The sequence below is a fragment of the Streptomyces violaceoruber genome (assembly GCF_033406955.1).
GTDB classification, from domain to species: Bacteria; Actinomycetota; Actinomycetes; order Streptomycetales; family Streptomycetaceae; genus Streptomyces; species Streptomyces violaceoruber.
Map to the genome: position 1 here is coordinate 8,255,113 of NZ_CP137734.1, position 21,129 is coordinate 8,276,241.

The window sequence follows — 21,129 nt, forward strand, 5'->3', positions numbered from 1 at the left end:
AATCCGCCTGCGGAGAGCGGGCGCCCGCGCCGCGGAACACGGAAGTCACCGGTGCACATGTCTTGACCCCCATGATCGGCTCGGATTACCGTTCCCGCGTTTGCACCGGATTGAATCGATTCAATCAACGGAAACCTCCTCCGAACCCTGGGGCGCACTCATGCACGAACTCGTCTCGCAGCGTGGCGGGATGTCCCGGCGCGCGGTGCTGGCCGCCGCCGTGACCGCGGGGGTGACCGCCACCGCCGTCACCGCCTCGCCCGGCGTCGCCGCCCTCCCCGCCGGCCCGGCCGCCGACCGGGCCGCCGGCCCGGCCCGGTGGTTCGCCGACCCCGCCCGGTCGGTGCGCCCGAAGTTCCGGTGGTGGTGGCCGGACGGCCTGGTCGACCCCGACGAGGTGGCCCGCGAGATCGACCAGATCGCGGACGCCGGTTTCGGCGGAGCCGAGATCGCCGCTGTCCACCACAGCATCCGGGACAAGTCGCTGCTGGACACCGCCCACCACGGCTGGGGCAGCAGACCCTGGCGCGACGGCGTCGAGGCCGCCCTGCGCCGGGCCGTACGACGCGGCCTGACCGTCGACCTCACCCTGGGCCCGAGCTGGCCCGTGGCCGTGCCCGGAGTCACCCCCGACGACGAGGCCGCCGCCCAGGAACTCGCCCACGGGCGCACTTCGCTGGCCGCCGGGGCCACCTACCGCGGGCCCGTGCCCGCGCCCGTCCACGAGGCGGCGTCCGGCGTTCGCGCCCAGCGCCTGCTCGCGGTCCAGGCCGCCCGGGTCGACCCCGCCAACTCCACCCGCAAGGAGACCGGGCTCGACCCCGACAGCGTCCGCGACCTCACGGACACCGTCACCGACGGCGGCCTGACCTGGACGGCACCCGCGGACGGCGAGTGGATGCTGATCTCCTACTGGCAGCGGGGCTCGGGTCAGCAGCCGGAGTCGGGTCCGCACTCCGCGCCCGGGGCCTTCGTGGTCGACCACCTGAGCCCGGCGGGCACCACCGCCGTCACCGACTACTGGGAACGGCACGTCCTCACCGGCTCACTGCGACGCCTGCTGAAGGCCGCGGGCGGCTCCTTCTTCGAGGACTCGGTGGAACTGGAGTCCGAGGGACTGGTCTGGACGGCACGCCTGCCCGAGGTCTTCGAGCAGCGCACGGGCCGACCGCTGCTGCCCTGGCTGCCCGCCCTCGTCCTCGACGACAGCAACCAGGTGTTCGCCTTCGGGGCCCAGCTGACCCGGCAGATCCGGCACGACTTCTGGGCCACGGTCTCCGACCTGTTCAACCGGCACCACGTGGGCGCCCTGAAGGACTGGGCGCACTCCCTCGGCATGACCCTGCGCGCCCAGCCGTACGGCCTGCAGACCGACGCAGTCGCCACCGCGGCGATCCTCGACATCGCGGAGGGGGAGTCCCTCGGGTTCAAGAACCTGGACGACTACCGGTGCCTGGCCGGCGGCCGGGACATGGCGGGGCACACCGTCCTGTCCTGCGAGGCAGGCGCCTACAACGGCTCGGCCTACAGCACCACTTGGGACCGCGTGCTGCGCACCATGGGCGGCGCCTACGCGGCGGGCGTCAACCAGACGGTGATGCACGGCTTCTCGTACGCGAGCACCCCGGAGGCCGAGTGGCCCGGCTTCGCCGCCTTCAGCCCCTACAACGGCACGCCGGGGTACGGCGAGTCGTGGGGGCCGCGGCAGCCCACCTGGCGGCACGCCGAGGACATCGCCGGGTACCTCGGCCGCGTCCACGCGGTGCTGCAGTCGGGCACCGCCCGCGCGGACGTCGCCGTCTTCCGGCAGACCGGCTACACGGCCACGGGCATCGGCGCGTCCTGGTTCACCTCGACCGGCGTCCCGCTCGGGTGGACGCACCAGTTCCTCAGCGGTCCACTCCTCGACCTGCCGAACGCCACCGTCTTGGGTGGCCGGCTCGCTCCCGGCGGACCGGCCTACAAGGCGCTCTTCGTCGAGGGTGACTTCTTCCACGGCTCGACCCCCACCCTCGCCCTCGCCGACGCCCGCAGGATCCTCGCGTTCGCGGAGGCCGGACTGCCCGTGGTCCTCCTGGGCGGCTTCGACCAGGCGCTGACACCGGGCGTGCCGGAGGCGGGCGAGACCGAGCGGCTGCGCGACGTCCTCACCCGCCTGCTCGCGCTGCCGGGCGTCGTCCGAGTCACCGAGAAGACCGGGGTGGGCGACGCCCTCGCCGCGCTCGGCGTCACCCCGGACGTACGGCACTCCGTTCCGTCGACGCTCCTGAACGCGCACCGGGTCACGGCGGACGCCGACTACTACTACCTGGTCAACGGCAAGCACGCGGAGACCGTCAAACCGCCCGTGGCCGCGATCGACCACGACGTCACCCTGCGCCGCACGCGAGGCCGCGACGCGGTGCCCTACCTCCTCGACCCCTGGACGGGCAGGGCCGCACGGGTGGGCCGGTACACCCTGGACGGCCAGGACGTGACGTTCCGCGTCGCGCTGCGGCCCGGCCAGACGCTCGTCGTCGCGCTGGGACGCCCGGGCCTGTTCGGCGACCGGCACGGAAACCGCCCGCACGCCCTCTCCTCGGACGCCGACGAGGTGCTGTTCACCGCGCGCGGGCTCACCGTACGGGCCCGAGCGGCCGGCACGTACCGCACGCGGCTGTCCCAGGGCCGGACCGTGACCACCACCCTCCCGGCGGTCCCCGGCCCGATCGAGCCGGGCCGGTGGCACGTCGAGGTCGAGGACTGGCGCCCCGGTGACCGCCCGACCCGGACCGAGCGGGTGCGCCGCACCCTGACGCTCGACACCCTGCTGCCCTGGTCGAGCATTGCGGAACTGGAGGACTGCGCGGGCATCGGCCGCTACCGCACCACGGTCACCCTCCCCGGCGACTGGGGCCCCACCCACGGCGCCCTCCTGGAGCTGGGTCGGGTCAGCGACACCTTCCGGGTGAGCGTCAACGGCCGTGACGCGGAACCGGCCGACCGCCTCGACCCCGTCGTCGACGTGGGCCCGCTGCTGCGCCGCGGCACGAACACCATCGAGATCGAGGTCGCGACGCCCCTCGTCAACCGGCTGAGGGTGAGCCGCCCGGAGGTCTTCGGAGGGCTCGCCCGTCAGGAGTACGGGCTGGTGGGACCGGTGCGACTGGTTCCGTACGCGCAGAAGACGGTCTGACTCCACTCGAATTGAACGATTCAAAACAGCGCGGACGGTGCCGAGGCCCGTCCGCGCCGAGTCATGCCCGTTCCGCGCCCGGTGACTCGCGGTTCGGAGGGACTTATGGCGCGTCAGAAGGTTCTTGTGGGAACCCTTGACGCTCCTGGTGACGCCACTTAGCGTCTCCGGAGAATCGAGTAAAACGATTCAATCGAAGGGAGCTGAGCCCCGCACCATGCCCGCACCGCACAGCAGACCCGCCCCCTCCCGACGCCAGGTCCTGTTCACCGCGTCCGCCGCCACGGCCGCCGCCGCGACACCGGCCGTCGCCGCGGCGGCCGTACCGGCCGGCTCCGCCGCGGCGACCCCGCCAGCCCACGCCGGGGCGACACCCTCGCCGACGAACGGTGCGCACCGCCCAGGGCCCTTGCTGGAGCCCTTCCCGCTCTCGGCCGTCCGCCTCCTCGACAGTCCCTTCCTCGCCAACATGCGGCGCACCTGCGCGTACCTCCGCTTCGTGGACCCGGACCGGCTGCTGCACACCTTCCGGCTCAACGTCGGCCTGCCCTCCGCCGCGGAACCGTGCGGCGGCTGGGAGGCCCCGGACGTCCAACTGCGCGGCCACACCACCGGGCACCTCCTCAGTGCCCTGGCCCAGGCCCACGCCGGTACCGGCGAGACCGCCTACGCGGACAAGGCCCGTCTGCTCGTCTCGGCCCTGGCCGAGTGCCAGCGGGCGGCACCGGCGGCCGGGTTCCACCGCGGCTACCTCTCCGCGTTCCCGGAGTCGGTCTTCGACCAGCTGGAGGCCGGGGGCAAGCCCTGGGCGCCGTACTACACCCTGCACAAGATCATGGCCGGTCTCCTCGACCAGTACCGGCTCAGCGGGAACCGGGAGGCGTTCGACGTCCTGCTGGAGATGGCCGCCTGGACCGAGGCGCGCACGGCCCCGCTGTCGCGCGAGCGGATGCAGAGCGTGCTCAAGGTCGAGTTCGGCGGCATGAACGACGTCCTCGCCCGGCTGCACCTGGAGACCGGCGACCCGGTGCACCTGCGCACCGCGCGCCGCTTCGACCACGACGAGCTCTACGCGCCGCTCGCCGCCGGGCGCGACGAACTCGCCGGGCGGCACGCCAACACGGAGATCGCCAAGGTGGTCGGTGCCGTACCGGCCTACGAGGCCACCGGCGACCGACGCTACCTGGACATCGCCGACACCTTCTGGACCACCGTCGTACGCCACCACTCGTACGCCATCGGCGGCAACTCCAACCAGGAACTCTTCGGGCCGCCGGACGAGATCGCGAGCCGCCTCTCGGAGGTCACCTGCGAGAACTGCAACAGCTACAACATGCTCAAGCTCGGCCGGGACCTCTTCCGCCACGACCCGGAGCGCACGGAGTACCTGGACCACTACGAGTGGACGCTGTACAACCAGATGCTCGCCGAGCAGGACCCCGACTCGGCGCACGGCTTCGTCACCTACTACACCGGGCTGTGGGCGGGCTCGCGGCGCGAACCGAAGGGCGGCCTCGGCTCGGCCCCCGGCAGCTACAGCGGGGACTACGACAACTTCTCCTGCGACCACGGCACGGGCCTGGAGACGCACACCAAGTTCGCCGACACCGTCTACTTCCGCACCCCCGGCACCCGCCGGCCCGCACTTCACGTCAACCTGTTCGTCCCCTCCGAAGTGTGCTGGGACGACTTGGGGGTGACGCTCCGTCAGGACACCGACATGCCCACGGGCGACCGCACCCGTCTGACCGTCACCGGGGGAGAGGCCAGGTTCGCGCTGCGGATCCGCGTGCCCGGCTGGCTGGCCGCGGGCGACGGACGTGCCGGGCTGACGGTGAACGGCCGACGCACCGGCGGGCGTCTCGAACCGGGCACGTACACGACCGTGACACGTCACTGGCGGACCGGGGACCGCGTCGAACTCGTCCTGCCCCGCGTTCCCGTCTGGCGACCGGCGCCCGACAACCCGCAGGTCAAGGCGGTGTCGTACGGCCCGCTCGTCCTGGCGGGCGCCTATGGGGACACGCCGCTCACGACGCTGCCGGCCGTCCGTCCCGACACACTGCGCCGCACACCCGGCGAGCCCACCCGGTTCACGGCCGTGGCGGACGGCCGGCGGATCCCCCTGCGCCCCTTCCACGAGATCCACCACCAGCGCTACAACGTCTACTGGTCCGTCACGCCCCCGAGCCCGACCGCCGGTGACGTGGCCCGCTACCCCCTCGACGAAGGACACGGCACCTCGGTGGCGGACCGCACCGGGACGTTCGGCGACGGCTCCCTGGCCGGCGGCGCGACCTGGAGCACCGGCGACGACGGCACGGCGGTGACGCTCGACGGCCGCGACGGCCACGTCGTACTCCCCGCCGGACTGCCCAGTGGCCTGGCGGAGTTGACCGTCTCCGTCCGGGTCCGCGTCGACACCCTCGCCCCCTCCGTCCGCGTCTTCGACCTGGGCTACAGCAAGGACACCTACCTCTTCCTCACGGCGACCACGGGCGCCGGGCGGGCCCGCGCCGCATTGAAGATCGCGGGCATGGAGGCCGAGGACTTCGTCGACGCCACCGGACCGCTGCCGCTGGGCCGGTGGACCCACGTGGCACTCACCCTCGGCGCCGGCACCGGCGTGCTCTACGTCGACGGCGTCGAAGCCGGACGGAACACGGCGATGGTCTCCGGCCCCCTCCTGCTCGGCCGGACCAGCCGCAACTACCTGGGCCGGTCCCAGAACAGCACCCACCCGTACCTGCACGGCGCCGTCCGCGACTTCCGGCTGCACAACCGCGCCCTCACCGCCGACCAGGTACGGCGCCTCGCCCAGGGCTGATCACACCACCGCGGCCCCGCCGCGGGCCTCCGCAGCACACCACCAACCGGGAGCACAGCCATGCCCGAACACCCCCTGTCCAGACGCCGTTTCGTGGCCGCGGCCGGTGCCACCGGCGCCCTCGTCGCCGTCGGCCTGCCCGACGCGGCCCACGCCTCCGGCCGACCGGCCGGACCGGCCGGGCAGGAGCGGCACGCCTGGTCCGCCCGGCACTTCGCCGACCCGCGCCACGACAGCCGTCCCACCGTGTACTGGTACTGGAACGGCCCCGTCACGCCCGAACTGGTGGACCGCCAGCTCGCGGACCTGAGGTCCAAGGGCATGTACGAGGTGATCCTCTTCTCCTTCGACAACGCCGAGATGACGCCGGTGTTCTTCACCGAGGAGTGGTTCGACATCGTGGGCCACGTGCTGCGCACCGCCGAACGCACCGGCATGCGCGTCTGGTTGTTCAACGACGACCACTTCCCCAGCGGACGGGCCGGCGAGTTCATCGTCAAGGGCGGCCAGGTCGGCACCCGCACCTACGCCCCCCGGCCCGACCTGCGCCTGAAGGCACTCGCCCGCTCCACCACCGTGGTGCGCGGGCCCGCGTCGATCGACCTCAGGCGCAGCACCGGCGTCGGCGTGGACGCGGGACGGCTGGTCGCGGACGCCGCGGTCCTCGACGGCGCCGCCGTCCTCAGGGACAGCGCGGAGTGGGGCGACTGCACCGTCACCGGCAGCGCGAAGGCCGAGCACGGAGCCGCAGGACTCCTCGTCCGGGGCTCGGCCGACGGGCGCACCGGATACGCCGTGTCCTTCGACCAGACCGGTGTGGTCACCGTGGAGCGGCTGACCGACGGTGCCGAACCGGCCGAGCTGCTGCGCAGCCCCCGCACCGACGGCTTCAACAAGACCAAGTTCCACACCCTCCGGATCACTCTGGGCGACGGCGGCCTCTCCGTCACCCTCGACGGCAGGGACAAGGGGACCGTGGCGGACCTGGCCGAGGAGGCGGGCGGGGTCGGGGTGCGCGCCGTCGGCGACCAGCGTGCCGTCTGGGAAAGCCTCACCGTCGAGGCGGCCGACGGCACCACCCTGTACACCGGCGCCTTCGACCGCTCCGCCGCCGCGGGCGACTTCCCCGAACGCGCCCTGTCGACAGCGGGGTTCACCCTCGCGGCCGCAGCCGCCCGGCCCACGGCAGCCACCGCCGCCACCGACGTCGTGGACCTGACCGACCGGCTCACCGGCGGCCACACCTGGCAGGTCCCGGCGGGGGAGTGGCAGGTCGACCTCTTCGGTGGCGTGCTCCTCGCCGACGACAGCCAGGGCTACAGCCGCAGCTACGTCGACCTGCTCGACGACGAACCCGTCGAACTGTTCCTGGACATCGTCCCGGGCGAGTACCACCGCCGGTTCGGCCACTACTTCGGCACGGTCGTCCCCGGCTTCTGGGACGACGAGCCCTTCTTCGCCTCGGCCGAGGCCCACTTCAAGCGCCTGCCCTGGTCACCGGCGCTCGACGGGGCCCTGCGCACCGTCGGAGCCACCCCCGGCACCGCCTACGCCGCGGCCTTCGACGACCTCGGCCGCTCCGGCCGCATCGCCCGCGGAAACTACTGGAGGGCCGTCTCCGACCGCTTCGCCACCGCCTTCCGCAAGCAGGCCCAGTGGTACGAGAAGCGCGGCGTCGCCCTGATCACCAACCCGCTCTACGACGAGACCGCCCCCGCCAAGCGCATCCCCTCCACGGGCGACCTGCACAAGGTCAACCAATGGGCCCAGGTGCCCGGCGGCGACATCATCACCGCCGAGTACGTGGCCGGTGAGCCCACCATGATCCCGCGCAACCCGGTGTCCGTGGCCCACCAGATGGGCCGCGAGCGGGCCCTGCTGGAGATGTTCGGCAACATGGGCTGGCAGGTCACCCCCGGCTTCGTGCACGCCACCGTCGGCGCGCAGGCCGCCCGCGGTGTCAACCTGACGGTGCTGCACGCCCTGTGGACCGACGAGAGTCGCGTGTACTTCCCACCGCCCTTCGGGCCGCGCGCCCCCTGGTGGTGGGCCATGCGGCCGCTCGCCGAGTGGATCGGCCGGGTCATGGAGGCCGGCCGCGGCACCTCCGCCGCCCGCACCGCGCTGCTCCAGCCGCAGCGGGCCGCCGAGCAGTGGACCGGCACGGACCGGCAGCAGGACGTGGACGGCCCGCTCAGCGAGGCGGCCTACGCCCTGGAGCGCGCCCAGGTGGACTTCGACCTGCTGCACGAGGGTGCCCTGACCCGAGACCCCGCGCTGCTGGCCCACGCCGAGGTCCGCAAGGGACGCCTCGTCGTCGGAGCGGCCGCCTACGACCTCGTCGTGATCCCCCGGACGCCGGTCCTGGACGCCGACGGCGTACGCGTGCTGCGGGAGTTCGTCCGGACCGGCGGCACCGTGATCGCGGTGGGCGCCCTGGACACCGAGGAGGCGGACGGCGGCGACCGCACCCTCGCCCACGGACTCGCCGACCTGTTCGGGAGCCGGACACCGGCCCGCAGGCCGCTGGGCCGCGGGCACGCCGTCCGGGTCGCGGACACCGGCGCGCTCGGAGCCGTCGCCGTCGAAGCGGGCACGGCCGCCGCCGTGCTCGAACCGCCCCAGGACGCCGTCCGGGTGCTGCGGGTGCGCCGGGGCCCCGACACCGTCTTCCTGATCAACAACGAGAGCGGCGCGCGGGTGCGCACCGTCGCCGCCCTCCCGGCCACCGGCGTGCCCGAGATCTGGGACCCCGCGACCGGCACCGGCGGCACCGCCCCCGTGTACCGGGCCACCAAGAACGGCGTGCGGGTCCCGCTGGACCTGGAGCCCTTCCGGACCGCCGTCGTCGTGGTCCGCGGCGGCCACCGCGACCGGCCCCACCTCACCGAAGCGACCCTGCCCGTCCTGTCCGTGACACGCCACGGCAACGCCCTGCGCGCCACGGTGGAGGCGACGGCGGCCGGGACCCACCGGCTCGTCGGCGCCGACGGCGGCCACCGCTACCACGGCACCGTGCGCATCGACGACACGCTCACCCCGGTCCCGGTGGACGGCGACTGGACCCTCACCTTCGAACGCGAGGGCGCGGAGCCCGTCACCGCGCCCCTGGGCAGCTGGACGGAGCACGACGCGCTGTTCTCGGGCAGCGGCACGTACACCACCGACATCGATGTCGACGCCGACCGGCTGCGCGGCCGCCGCGTCGTGCTGGACCTCGGGGACGTCCGCGACGTCGCGGAGGTGTCCGTCAACGGCACCGCGCTGCCGCCGCTGCTGTGGGCCCCGTTCGCGGCCGACGTCACGGGGCACGTCAGGGCCGGGCGCAACACGCTGCGGGTCCGGGTCGCCAACACGCTGTCCAACGAGCGCAAGAAGCCACTGCCGTCCGGCCTGCTCGGCCCCGTGACCCTGCGCTTCCGGAGCCGGACCACCGTCGAACTGCGCCGCAGCTGACCTCACGACCACCCCGCCCCAAGGAGCCGCCATGCCCAGAACGAACCCACCCGTCAGACACCGGACCGCCGCCGCCCTCGCCGGTGTCACCGCCTTCGTCACCCTGCTGGCCGGCGCGGTCACCGCCGACGCCGCGACCACCGGCACCATCACCCCGACGGCGTTGCGCACCCAGCACCTGACCGAGGCCCTCGGCATCGACGACACCACCCCCGACCTCAGCTGGCAGACCACCGCCGGCGCCCCGAACACGCGCCAGGCCGCCTACCGCGTCCAGGCCGCCACCTCCCTCCAGCGGCTGCGCGCCTCCCGCCCCGACCTCTGGGACTCCGGGAAGGTGGAGTCGTCCGTGCCCGGGACGACCTACGCGGGCAAGGACCCGGGCTCCCGGGCGAAGGTCTACTGGCGCGTCATGCTCTGGTCCGGCAAGGGAAAGCGGCACAGCGGCTGGAGCACCACCGCCGTGTTCGAGACCGGTCTGACCCGGCAGTCGGACTGGGACGCTCAGTGGATCACCCACCCCGACTGGCGCTTGAGCGACCGGACGGTCGAACCGGTCGTCGTCCACCTGCCCCGCACCACCGCCCGCTACGTACGACTCGACGTCACCCGGCTCGGCCTGCCGCTCGCCGAGTCCTTCCCCGACCGCACCTGGCGCCTCCAGCTCGGCGAGATCGACGTCCGCGACTCCACGACCGCCACCACCGGGCTGGCCCGCGGCGCCGCCGTCACGGCGTCCGAGAGCAACACCGTACGCAAGAGCTGGGAACCCGCCCTCGCCGTCGACGGCCTGCCCAACAGCGCCCTGCAGACCGCGGCGGGCTACGCGAGCGCCGCGCACACCGGACCGGACGTCTCCGGCGCGCCGATCACCCTCACCCTCGACCTGAAGAGCGTGAAGACCTTCGACGAGGTGGCGCTCTACCCCCGCGCCGACGTCCTCACCGACGACGGCCGGATCCCCGGCCTGCCTGTCGACTACACCGTCTCCGCCGCCGACAGCGCCGACGGACCCGCCACACGGCTCGCCGCAGTCACCGGCCAACGGCAGCCCACCCCCTATCTGCCCGCCGGGCTGCCCCTGCTCACCGACGACTTCACCCTGCCCAAGCGGGTCCGCAGCGCCCGCCTCTACATCGCCGGGCTGGGCGTGTACGACGCGACCGTGAACGGCGAACCGGTGGGCGACGCGGTCCTCGAACCGGCCAACACGGACTTCGCCGAACGCGTCCAGTACGCCACCTACGACGTCACCGACCGGCTGCGCACCGGCGCCAACACCCTCGGTGTCGCCCTCGGCAACGGCATGTCCAACGTCGTCAGCACCGCCGACCGCTACCGCAAGCTCTACGGCAACCTCAGCGACCCCAAACTGATCGCCCGGCTGGAAGTGACCCTGGCCGACGGCCGGGTGCGCACGATCACCAGCGGCGACGACTGGCGCACCACGCTGGGCCCGACCACCGCGTCGAACTGGTACGGCGGCGAGGACTACGACGCCCGCCGCGAGATCCCCCGGTGGGACGAACCCGCCGGCGACCGGCGCGGCTGGCGGCACGCGGTCGCGGTGGCGGGCCCCGGCACCGCCGACCGGCCCGCCCTGCTCAGCGCCCGGGAGACCGAGCCGATCCGCGTCGTGGAGACCCTGAAGGGCAAGGAGGTCGACGGCGCCGAGGGCAGCCGCGTCTTCGACCTGGGCCGCAACATCGCGGGCTGGCCCGAGATCACCGTCCGCGCGCCCGAGGGCACCGCGATCCGCGTGTACCCGGCGGAGAGCCTGAAGGACGGCCACGCCTTCCAGTCCATCAGCAACGTCGGCGCCCCCCTGTGGGACAGCTACACCACCGCGGGCGGGCGGCACGCCGAGAGCTGGCACCCCCGGTTCAGCTACCACGGCTTCCGCTACCTGGAGCTGCGCGGGGTGCCCGAGAACGCGACGGTGAGCGTCCGCGGACACGTCCTGCGCACCGACAACGCCTCGGCCGGCGACTTCACCAGCTCCGACCCGCTGATCAACGGCATCCACTCGCTGATCCGCCGCTCGATCGAGGGCAACATGATGAGCGTGCTCACCGACTGCCCGAGCCGCGAGAAGCTCGGCTGGCTCGAACAGAACCAGCTCGTCTTCCCCGCCCTCGCCGGCAACTACGACATGCGGGCCTACCTCCGCAAGATCGTCCGGGACATGGCCGACGCGCAGACGCCGGACGGGCTGGTCCCGAGCACCGTCCCGGAGTACACCAGCCTCCCGGGCGCCTACCGCAACGACTCCAACTGGGGCGGCGCCTTCGTCCTCGTCCCCTGGCAGCTCTACCTCACCTACGGAGACCGCCAGACCCTGGAGACCTACTACCCGGACATGCGGCGCTACGCCGCCTTCCTGGAGGCCCAGGCAGCCGACGGCATCCTCGACTACGGCCTGGGCGACTGGTTCACCCCCGACCGGACCTTCCCGCGCGCCGTGGCGGGCACCTACGGGTACTGGCGGGTCGTCGACACCCTCGGCCGCATCGCCTCGCTCCTCGGCGACACCGCCGCGGCCGACGAGTACCGGCGCAAGGCCGCCGCGAGCGTCGAGGCACTGACGGCGAAGTACTACGACGCCACCACGGGCACCTTCGGCGGCGGCGGACACGGCGCCGAGGCACTCGCCCTCGACATGGGCGCCTACCCGCAGGGCGAGCGGGACCGACTGCTCTCCCACTTCACCGACGCGATCAAGGACGCCGGGAACCACCTGGTCCTGGGCGAGATCTCGCTGCCCGCCGCCTTCCGGGTGCTGAGCGCCGCGGACCGCGACGACGTGGTGCACGCCATCGCCACGCAGACGACCAGCCCCAGCTACGGCTACCAGGTACTCGCGGGCAACACCACCCTGGGCGAGTCCTGGGACGGCGGACCGGGCCAGTCCCAGAACCACTTCATGCTCGGCGCCATCGACTCCTGGTTCACCACCCGCGTCGCCGGCATCTCCCAGACCGAGGACTCCGTCGGCTACGCCAAGCTCCTCGTCGACCCGGCGGTGGAGGGCGACATGACCTCCGCAGCGGGCTCCTACCGCACCCCCTACGGCGTCGCACGCACCGACTGGGAACGCTCGGACGACCGCTTCCGGCTCACCGTGGACGTCCCCGCGGGCAGCACCGCCGAGGTGCACGTGCCGGTCGCCGGAGAGCACGCCGAGGCGCCCGGATCGGCACGACTGCTGCGCCTGACCGGAGGGGAGGCCGTGTACGAGGTCGGATCGGGCCACTGGACCTTCCGGTCGACCATGGAACGCGGCCGCTAGGGGGTGTCGTTCGGATCAGGGCGGCCGCGGCCGACGGTGCCTTGTGGCCGGCCCGAGCGGGGTCTGGTGTGTGCAGCTGCAAGGCGGAGGAGGGCGACAGGGCCAAGCCCTGGCAACCGACGACAACGCCGCAGATGTGCGTACCAGACCCCGCGACCCCGGCAAGATCCAAACGACACCCCCTGGGCCACCGGCCAGGCGGGGCGGCCGGCCCTACCCGGGCGGTCGCCCCGCCGCCCGGCATGTCGCGGCCCGTGCCGTCACGTCGGTCGGCGAGGATTCCGTCCGGGGCCCGGACGAGGCGAGGAGAGGACCACGGAGGGCAATCGGCGTCGGGACCCGCCACCGGGGTCACGGCAGCGCGCGGACACGTGGGCCGCGCGGCTGCTGACCTTTTCCGCGGGCGCCGTCAACGCCTGGGGCTTCCTCGCCCTCGGCGGCGTCTTCACCAGCGTGGTCACCGCCAACTCGGCGTTGACCGGGGTCGGCCTGGGCGGCGCGGATCCGAGGCTTGGCGCGCTGGCCGCCGTCGCGGTGGTCTGCTACGTGCTCGGCGCGGCGGGAGCCGGCTGGGCGGCGGGACACGCGCAACGGGGCGGACGCCTGCGTCCCGCCGACTTCCTGCTGCTCGAACTCGTCCTGCTGTGGGCCGTCGTGGCGTGGTGGCTTGCCGCGGGCGGGGACCCGTCGGGCGGGGAGCGCACGGCGATGCTGGGAATTCTGGCGGCCGCGATGGGCTGCCAGAACGCCGGTGTCCGCGTCGCGATGGGCGCGCAGGTGCCGACCGCGTACCTGACGGGCCTGCTGACGGGGGCCGTCACCGACGCGGTGACGTCCGGGCGCGTCCAGTGGCCTGCCCTGGTCACGACGGCACTGCTGATCCTGGGCGCGGCCGCGGCCGCGCTGCTTGAGCGTCTGCTGCCCGGTGCCGCACCGCTGCTCCCCGCGCTGCTGGTGACGGCGGCGTGGCTGACGGGACGCGCGCGTACGGGGACCCGGCGCGCGTCCTGACGCGCCGGGCCCCGTATCCGCGCGCGCACCGCGCTTCCGGTGGTCAGTCCAGGTGGCCCACCCGGAACGCGGTGGTGTACTCCCGCTCCTCACCGGGGGCCAGGAACGTCATGGACCCGTCCTCCCGGGCCGCGGCCTCGCCCTGCACATGGTGGGTGGACGGCTCGAAGCCGACCGCGTAGGCGCCCTCGCGCAGGTGCAGCCACTGGAAGAAGGACGGGAACCGGACCGTGTCGAACTCCAACTCGAAGTAGACACCCAGGCGTTCGTTGACCAGGCGGGGCCGGGCCAGGCCCGCCGCGTCCGGCTCCAGTTCGTGTTCGTAGACCTGCTCCACGAAGCCCGGCAGCGGGGCGGGCATCGCGGTGTGGGACACGCCCTGCTCGGCGACGCTGTCGCTGCGCCACAGGGTGCGGTGCGGCGGCAGCTCGTAGCGGGCGCCTTCGTCCAGGAACGGCCAGCCGACGTTGACGTGGTACAGGTACATGTGCGGCGTCGGGTCGAAACCGGCGTTGCGCACCCGGTCGGTCAGGCGGATCTCGCTGCCGCCGAGATCGGCCTCGATGCGGCGGGTGAGCCTCAGGTGCTCCCCGAAGATCGCGGCCTGGCGCACCTCGCCCTCCGCCCAGAGCACGCAGCGGCCGTCGTCCTGCCACCGCTCGCCGTACCCGGTCAGCCGGGCCGGCAGGTTGGCGACCCGCCCGTGGAGGGCGTGCACCGCCGTGCCCCGCGGCGGATAGCGGTACTGGGAGGCGTCCACCTCGGCGCCGAAGAGCGTGTGGTCCAGGCCCGCGGTGAGCAGCAGCCCCGAGAAGCTGCGCATCATGGACAGGCCGTCGTCGTCGCGGTATTCGTGCAGTCCCGGGTGCCTGAAGCCCGTCGCCGAGCGCCAGCCGAAGCCCCGGCCCTCGAACTCGGCCCCGCCGAGGTCCATCGCCCGGTCCACCAGCACGTCGAACGACAGCCCGCCGCCGGTCCGGAACTCCAGCGTGCGGATGCCGCGTTCGGAGCCGTCGTCCAGGACGACGGAGCGCACCCCGCCCGCCGCGCTCAGGTCGCCCGCGTGCCGGGCGAGGGACTGCCGGTCGTGGGAGCGTCCGTACAGCTTCACGCCATCACCCACCCTCCGTTGACCTCGACGCACTGGCCCGTGACGAACGAGGCGTCGGGGCCGGTGAGGAAGGACACCACCGAGGCCAGTTCCTCGGGCCGTCCGCGCCGCTTCAGGGCCTGGTGGTCGAGTACGTGCCGCCGATAGGCGTCGGGGTCCTCGTGGATCTCCTCCGCCGCGGTCGGAAGGGCCCCGGGGGAGACGCAGTTGACGCGGATCTCGACGGGACCCAGCTCCCTGGCGAGGGCGCGGGTCAGGGCGACGGCGGCGCCCTTGGTGGAGACGTAGGCGGCCAGCGAGTCCCAGCCGCCGTGGAGGGTGATCGACGCGACGTTGACGATCGCCCCGCCGCCCGTGCCCGTCATGTGCCGCGCGGCAGCCTGGGCGGCGACCCAGTAGGCACGCTGGTTGACCGCCACCACCTCCTCGTACTCGGCGAGCGGTACGTCGAGGAAGGCCCGGCTCGGGTACACGGCCGCGTTGTTGACCAGCACCCGCAGCGGGCCCAGGTCGGTCACGGTCCGCTCGACGGCCGCCGCCACGGCCGGGGCGTCACGCAGGTCGGTGCCGAGGGCGAGCACGCGGGCGCCCGCCTTCTGGACCAGCGCGGCGGTGTGCTCCAGGGACTCGGCGTCGCGGTCGAGTACGGCGACGTCGTGGCCGTCGGCGGCCAGCCGGACGGCGGTGGCCCGGCCGAGGGCGCCTCCGGCACCGGTCACGAGTGCGGCTCGGGGTTGCTTCATGACGTTCCTCTCAGCGCTTGTGGAAGACGGGGGAGCGCTTCTCGGCGAACGCGCGCCTGCCCTCCGCCGCGTCCTCGGTGGCGAAGCAGATGGTCTGCAGGTCGCGCTCGTAGGCGAGCGCCTGGTCCTCGGGCAGGTTTCCGGCGGCCCGCAGGTTGATCTTCGCCGTCTCGGCCGCCACCGGGGCGCGGGAGGCGATCACGGCGGCGAGGGCGCGGGCCCGGTCGAGCAGACCGGCGCGGGGCACGACCTCGCTCACCAGATGCCAGGCCAACGCCCGTTCGGCGTCGATGCGTTCGCCGGTGAGCAGCATCAGTGCCGCGTTGCCCGGGCCGGCCGCGCGGCTGAGGAAGGCGGTCATGCCGCCGCCCCCGATCCAGCCGAGCGTGATCTCCGGTGCGCCGAAGGACGCGGTGTCCGCCGCGAGCCGGATGTCGCAGGACAGGGCGGTCTCCAGCCCTCCGCCCAGGGCGTATCCCCCGACCGCCGCGACGGTCGGGGTGCGGGCGGCGCGGATGGCGTCGCAGTAGTCGACGCGGTTGCGGAAGTCCCACGGGGTGGCGTACTGGTCGAGTGCGCCGATGTCCGAGCCGACGCTGAAGGAGCGTTCGCCCGCCCCGGTGACGACGAGTGCCCGGACCTCGTCGGTCGTGTCGCACCACTCGATGGCCCGCACCAGGGCCCGGGACATGCCGGGGGTGACGGCGTTGAGCTTGGCGGGCCGGTTCAGGGTGAGGGTGGCGACCCGGTCGGTGACGTCCAGCAGGACGAGGTCGGTGCCGAGGTCGGGCGGCGGGAGGTGGCCGGTGTCGCTCATGTCTGGGGTTCCTTCGCTGTCCGGCTCGTCCGGTACAGGGCGCGCATCCGGTCGAGTGCTTCACGGTGGCCGGTCTCGCCCGCGAGCGCGGCGCGTACGGCGGCCGACGCGGCGGTCTGGAAGCCGATGTATCCGGCATGCCGGGGACGCACCCATGCCTGCTCGCAGGTGGCGGCGGTGCGTCGGTAGAAGTCGGCGGCGACGGTCTTGGGGGAGGTCCAGGCGGTGCGGGCGCTGGGTTGTCCGCTGTGCCGGGGCAGGAAGTCGCCCTGCGCCTCGGGGGACATCAGCCAGCGCATGTGGGCGAGGAGTTCCGGGGACGGCACGCAGCGGGCGCTGAGCGCGACGCCCGTGCCGCCGAGCGTGGAGCCCGGGCGCCCGCCCGCGGTCACGGCGGGGGCGTCGGTGAAGGTCAGGCGGTCGGCGTAGGTGACGTAGCCGTACACCAGCGGGCAGTGTGCCAGCCGATCCGTGCCGGCCATGAGTTCCAGCAGGCCGATCGGGTTGAGTTCGCGGGTCCCGGGCGGGGCGAGGGCGTCGAGGTCGGCCAACAGGTCGAGCACCGCCAGTCCCGTGCCGTCGCCGATCAGCTGGTCCGGGTCGGCGGCGGGTTCCTCGCCCACGGCGAGCGCGACGGAGGCGAAGGTGAGGAACGCGTGCGGGCCGGCGAGGGACAGGGCCACGGGGGCCCGGCGGGCCAGGCGGCGTACCTCGTCCCAGGTGCCGGGCGGCTCACCGACGAGGTCGGTCCGGGTGGCGGCGACCTGGGTGGCGGCGTCCAGCGGCAGCGCCCACTGACGGCCGTCCATGGCGTACGACCGCATGGTGGGGCCGATGGAGCCGGCGCCCCAGCGGGCCAGCTCCGCCGGGGTGAACAGGTCGTCGAGCGGCCGCAGGCACCCGGTGACCAGCGCCTCGCCGAGGTGCGGGTGGTCGAGGACGACGAGGTCGTAGCGGGCGCACAGTTCGTCGACGGGGTGGGACTCGAAGCCCTCCAGCGGCTGTACGTCCCAGTGGACGAGGCCACCCGCACACGCGGCCAGTGCGTCGTACCCGCGGGGGTGGTCCCAGGTGAGACCGCGGTAGGGCGCGCCAATGTGCGTCATGAGGCCGTCTCCGTCACGGCGCCGGCGGCGAGGAGTTCCTCGATCTCCCCTTCCGCGAGGCCCGCTTCGCTCAGCACCTCGCGGGTGTGCTCCCCGACGAGCGGGGCGCCGCGGTCGATGCGGGGCGGGGTGGCGGAGAACTTGTAGGGAAAGCCGGGCACGGTCACGCTGCCCTCGGTGGGGTGCTCGTAGGTGACGAAGGTGCCGTTGTGGCGGATCTGGGGGTCCTGGACCAGGTCGGCGTAGCCGTAGACGGGGCCCGCCCAGATGCCGGCGGCGGCGAAGGCGTCGAGCCAGTGCCGCGAGGGCCGGGTCAGCAACCGGGCGGCCGTGCGGGCGAAGATCTCGTCCCGGTGGGTCCAGCCGTGCTCCTCGTCCTCCATGGCCAGGAAGGTGTCCTCGCCGAGGATCTCGCCGAGCCTCTTCAACTGCGGGAAGGCCAGGACCAGATAGCCGTCGGAGGTCTGGAAGGCGCCGTAGGGCGAGCGGATGTAGACGTGGGCGTGCGGTTCGGCGGAGCGGGTCTGGGGCAGCCCGCCGACGGTGTGGACCGACAGTTCCTGCATCTGGAGCGTGGTGACGGCGTCGAGCATGTTCACCGTCACGAGCTGGCCCTCGCCGGTGCGTTCGCGGTGCAGCAGTGCGGCGAGCACGCCCTCGAAGGCGGTGGAGGCGGTGACGGCGTCCACGAGGTACTGGCCCGCGGCCCGCGGTGCCTCGCCCGCGCGGCCGCTGGACAGCATGGCACCCGACATCGCCTGCAACAGCAGGTCCTGGCCCGGACGCCGGGCGTAGGGGCCGTCCTCGCCGTACCCGGAGATGGAGACGTAGACGAGGGAGGGGTTGATCGCGGCCAGGGAGGCGTAGTCGACGCCGAGGCGGTCGGCGACGCCGGGGCGGTAGTTCTGGAGGAAGACGTCGGCGGTCGTGACGAGACGGCGCAGGACCTCCTTGCCCGCCGGATCCTTGAGGTCGACGGCGAGGGATCGCTTGTTGCGGTTCAGGGAGAGGAAGGAGACGTTGATCCGGTTGCCTCCCGCCCCGCCGGCCGCGGCGTGGCGCTGCCACTCCCCGGTGACCGGTTCGACCTTGACGACGTCGGCGCCGAGGTCGCCCAGGCGCTGGGCGGCGAACGGGCCGGCCATGGCGATGGAACAGTCGAGGACCCGGTACCCGGCGAGGACGCCGGGTTTGTCGCGCGAGGCCATGGGACTCCTTATCCTGTTGTTAGCGCTATCGATAGCGCTAACATGCACGCTAGGCTGGCGCCGCTCGCAGTGTCAACGTCCCTGCCCCGACCGCCTCGCGCCGTTCGGGACGGACCGGGGCAACAACGAAGGGAATCCGATGAACCAGTGGCCCGACGCCGCGACCACCCTGCCCGCCGACGGAACCGGGGGCGCGCTCGTCGGCCGCGTCTGGCGTCCCGGCCTCGGGCCGTCCGTCGTGGCCGTCCGCGAGGACGGCCTGCACGACATCACCGCGGCTTTCCCGACCGTGCGCGACCTGTGCGAGACGCCGGACCCCGCCGCCCGCCTGCGGGCCGCCCGCGGCGAGCGGATCGCCGGGCTCGACGAGGTGCTGGCCAACACGCCCGTCGACACCCGGGACCCGCGACGGCCGTGGCTGCTCGCGCCGGTCGACCTGCAGGCCGTCAAGGCCGCCGGGGTCACCTTCGTCGTCTCGATGCTGGAGCGGGTGATCGAGGAACGCGTCCGCGGGGACGCCGCGGGCGCCGCCGAGGCCCGGGAGCGGATCCGCCGGCTCGTCGGCGACGACCTGGCCGCCCTGCGGCCCGGCTCGGAGGAGGCCGCCGCGCTCAAGGAGCTCCTGGTCGCGCAGGGGGCGTGGAGCCAGTACCTGGAGGTCGGCATAGGCCCCGACGCCGAGATCTTCACCAAGGCGCCCGTGCTGGCCGCCGTGGGCAGCGGCGCCGACGCCGGAGTCCACGCCGCCTCGCGCTGGAACAACCCGGAGCCCGAGGTGGTGCTGGCCGTCTCCTCCACCGGGGCCGTGGTCGGCGCGACACTCGGCAACGACGTCAACCTCCGCGACGTCGAAGGCCGTTCCGCACTGCTGCTGCCCCAGGCCAAGGACAACAACGCCTCGGCCGCCCTCGGCCCGTTCCTGCGCCTGTTCGAGCCGGGCTTCCGCATGGACGACGTACGGCGGGCCACGGTGACCCTGACCGTCGAGGGCGCCGACGGCTACCGGCTGGACGCCGAGTCCTCGATGGCCGCCATCAGCCGCGACCCCCTGGACCTCGTGGCGCAGTTGCTGGGCCCGCACCACCAGTACCCCGACGGCGCGGTGCTCTACCTCGGCACCATGTTCGCGCCTGTCGAGGACCGCGACGTGCCCGGGCAGGGGTTCACGCATCACGACGGCGACCTCGTCGCCGTCGCCACGCCGAAGCTGGGCACGCTCGCCAACCGGATCCGGCCCAGCGACGTCTGCGTGCCGTGGACGTTCGGCATCGCGGACCTGATGCGGGCGCTGGTGGCGCGGGGAGCCCTGTGACGCCCGATATCGTTTCCGGCGTGAGCCAGCCGCCGCCCCGCCGTCCCCGCAAACGCTCCGCGACCCGTTCGGTGACCCTGTCGGACGTCGCGGCCGCCGCCGGGGTGTCCGCCCAGACGGTCTCCCGGGTCGTCCGCGACCCCCTGTCGGTGTCCGACGAGACGCGCGCGAGGGTCCAGGCGGCCCTCACGGCCACCGGCTACGTGCCCAACCTGGCCGCCAGCAACCTGGCCTCGAACCGCAGCCGCACGGTCGCCGCCCTGGTGCCGCAGATCAACGCCTCGGTCTTCGCCGACACGGTGCACGCCTTCTCCACGGCGCTGGCGGCCCACGGCTACCAGATCTTCGTCGGGACCACCGACTACCGGCCCGAGCACGAGGAGGAGGTGCTGCGCAGCTTCCTGGGTCGGCGGCCGGACGGACTGCTCATGGTGGGGACCCGCCACACCCCGGGCACGCTGACGCTGCTCAGGGCGGCCGGGGTGCCGGTCGTGGAGACCTGGGGCTGGTCCCGCGACCCGGTGGACCTGCTGGTCGGCTTCTCCAACGCGGCGGCGGCAGCGGCGATGGTGGGCCACCTCGTGGAGCGCGGCCGGCGGCGGATCACCTTCGCCGGGCGGCACACCTCGGGCGACCCCCGGGCCGCGGAACGCCTCGACGGCTACACCGGCGCCGTCCGGGACCTGCTGGGCGGTGAGGCGCGCACCGTGGACGCCGGTCCCGAACCGGTCACCATGGACACCGGCGTCGCCCTGCTGGACCTGGCGCTGGAGAGGTACCCGGACTCCGACGCCTTGATGTTCTCCAGCGACGTCTTCGCCGCCGGTGCCCTCCAGGCCTGCGTACGGCGCGGCATCGACGTGCCGGGCAGGCTCGCCGTGGCCGGCTTCGGCGACTTCGAACTGGCCCGGCACCTGGTTCCGGCGCTGACCACGGTGGCCGTACCCAGCGCGCGGATCGGGGAGTTGGGCGCCGAGCTGCTGCTGGCGCGGATGCGCGGTGCCGCGGTCGACGTCCCGCACCGGGACGTGGGCCACCGGGTCGTCGCGCGCGAGAGCACCTGACACGGGCGGC

12 protein-coding genes are annotated in these 21,129 nt (G+C 73.5%); 7 read left to right on the forward strand and 5 right to left on the reverse strand.

The window, feature by feature from the left end; translation table 11 throughout:
- The first annotated feature begins 160 nt into the window (after positions 1-160).
- The 5 genes from R2E43_RS37270 (at position 161) to R2E43_RS37290 (ending at position 13,758) form a co-directional block, all read left to right on the forward strand.
- Positions 161-3,175 carry a glycosyl hydrolase gene (locus tag R2E43_RS37270; RefSeq protein WP_332057032.1) on the forward strand — a complete coding sequence of 1,005 codons (3,015 nt, stop codon included), beginning with the start codon at positions 161-163 and terminating at the stop codon, positions 3,173-3,175.
- A gap of 217 nt (positions 3,176-3,392) precedes the next feature.
- Positions 3,393-6,002 carry a glycoside hydrolase family 127 protein gene (locus R2E43_RS37275; RefSeq protein ID WP_332057033.1) on the forward strand — a complete coding sequence of 870 codons (2,610 nt, stop codon included), beginning with the start codon at positions 3,393-3,395 and terminating at the stop codon, positions 6,000-6,002.
- A 60-nt stretch (positions 6,003-6,062) separates the two neighbouring features.
- Positions 6,063-9,458 (forward strand): glycosylhydrolase-like jelly roll fold domain-containing protein, encoded by a 3,396-nt coding sequence (locus R2E43_RS37280; RefSeq protein ID WP_332057034.1) that lies wholly within the window; start codon positions 6,063-6,065, stop codon positions 9,456-9,458.
- Positions 9,459-9,489: 31 nt separating this feature from the next.
- Positions 9,490-12,747, forward strand: a complete 3,258-nt coding sequence (locus tag R2E43_RS37285) for a family 78 glycoside hydrolase catalytic domain (RefSeq protein WP_332057035.1) — start codon at positions 9,490-9,492, stop codon at positions 12,745-12,747.
- A 66-nt stretch (positions 12,748-12,813) separates the two neighbouring features.
- Positions 12,814-13,758 (forward strand): YoaK family protein, encoded by a 945-nt coding sequence (locus tag R2E43_RS37290; RefSeq protein ID WP_405192586.1) that lies wholly within the window; start codon positions 12,814-12,816, stop codon positions 13,756-13,758.
- Positions 13,759-13,801: 43 nt separating this feature from the next.
- Here R2E43_RS37290 and R2E43_RS37295 read toward each other — a convergent pair whose 3' ends face one another.
- Genes R2E43_RS37295 through R2E43_RS37315 form a run of 5 tightly spaced genes read right to left on the reverse strand, consistent with a single transcriptional unit; the run spans position 13,802 to position 18,743 of the window.
- Complete coding sequence (locus tag R2E43_RS37295) at positions 13,802-14,869, reverse strand: aldose 1-epimerase family protein (protein ID WP_193484315.1); 1,068 nt, start codon at positions 14,867-14,869, stop codon at positions 13,802-13,804.
- A complete protein-coding gene (locus R2E43_RS37300; RefSeq protein WP_332057036.1) occupies positions 14,866-15,612 on the reverse strand; it encodes an SDR family NAD(P)-dependent oxidoreductase in 747 nt (248 codons plus the stop codon). Before R2E43_RS37300 ends, R2E43_RS37295 begins: the two co-directional genes overlap by 4 nt.
- Before the next feature lie 10 nt (positions 15,613-15,622).
- A complete protein-coding gene (locus R2E43_RS37305; RefSeq protein ID WP_037896936.1) occupies positions 15,623-16,429 on the reverse strand; it encodes an enoyl-CoA hydratase/isomerase family protein in 807 nt (268 codons plus the stop codon).
- Positions 16,426-17,535, reverse strand: a complete 1,110-nt coding sequence (locus R2E43_RS37310) for a carbohydrate ABC transporter substrate-binding protein (protein ID WP_332057037.1) — start codon at positions 17,533-17,535, stop codon at positions 16,426-16,428. Before R2E43_RS37310 ends, R2E43_RS37305 begins: the two co-directional genes overlap by 4 nt.
- The gene (locus R2E43_RS37315; RefSeq protein ID WP_332057038.1) at positions 17,532-18,743 is read right to left on the reverse strand and encodes a CaiB/BaiF CoA transferase family protein; all 1,212 of its coding nucleotides are present in this window, start codon (positions 18,741-18,743) and stop codon (positions 17,532-17,534) included. Before R2E43_RS37315 ends, R2E43_RS37310 begins: the two co-directional genes overlap by 4 nt.
- Positions 18,744-18,882: 139 nt before the next feature.
- Between R2E43_RS37315 and R2E43_RS37320 the strand changes: the two genes are divergently transcribed.
- Entirely contained in the window at positions 18,883-20,055 is a 1,173-nt protein-coding gene (locus R2E43_RS37320) for a fumarylacetoacetate hydrolase family protein (protein ID WP_003978505.1), read from the forward strand.
- A gap of 20 nt (positions 20,056-20,075) precedes the next feature.
- Positions 20,076-21,119 carry a LacI family DNA-binding transcriptional regulator gene (locus R2E43_RS37325; protein WP_030862432.1) on the forward strand — a complete coding sequence of 348 codons (1,044 nt, stop codon included), beginning with the start codon at positions 20,076-20,078 and terminating at the stop codon, positions 21,117-21,119.
- The last annotated feature ends 10 nt before the right edge of the window (positions 21,120-21,129 follow it).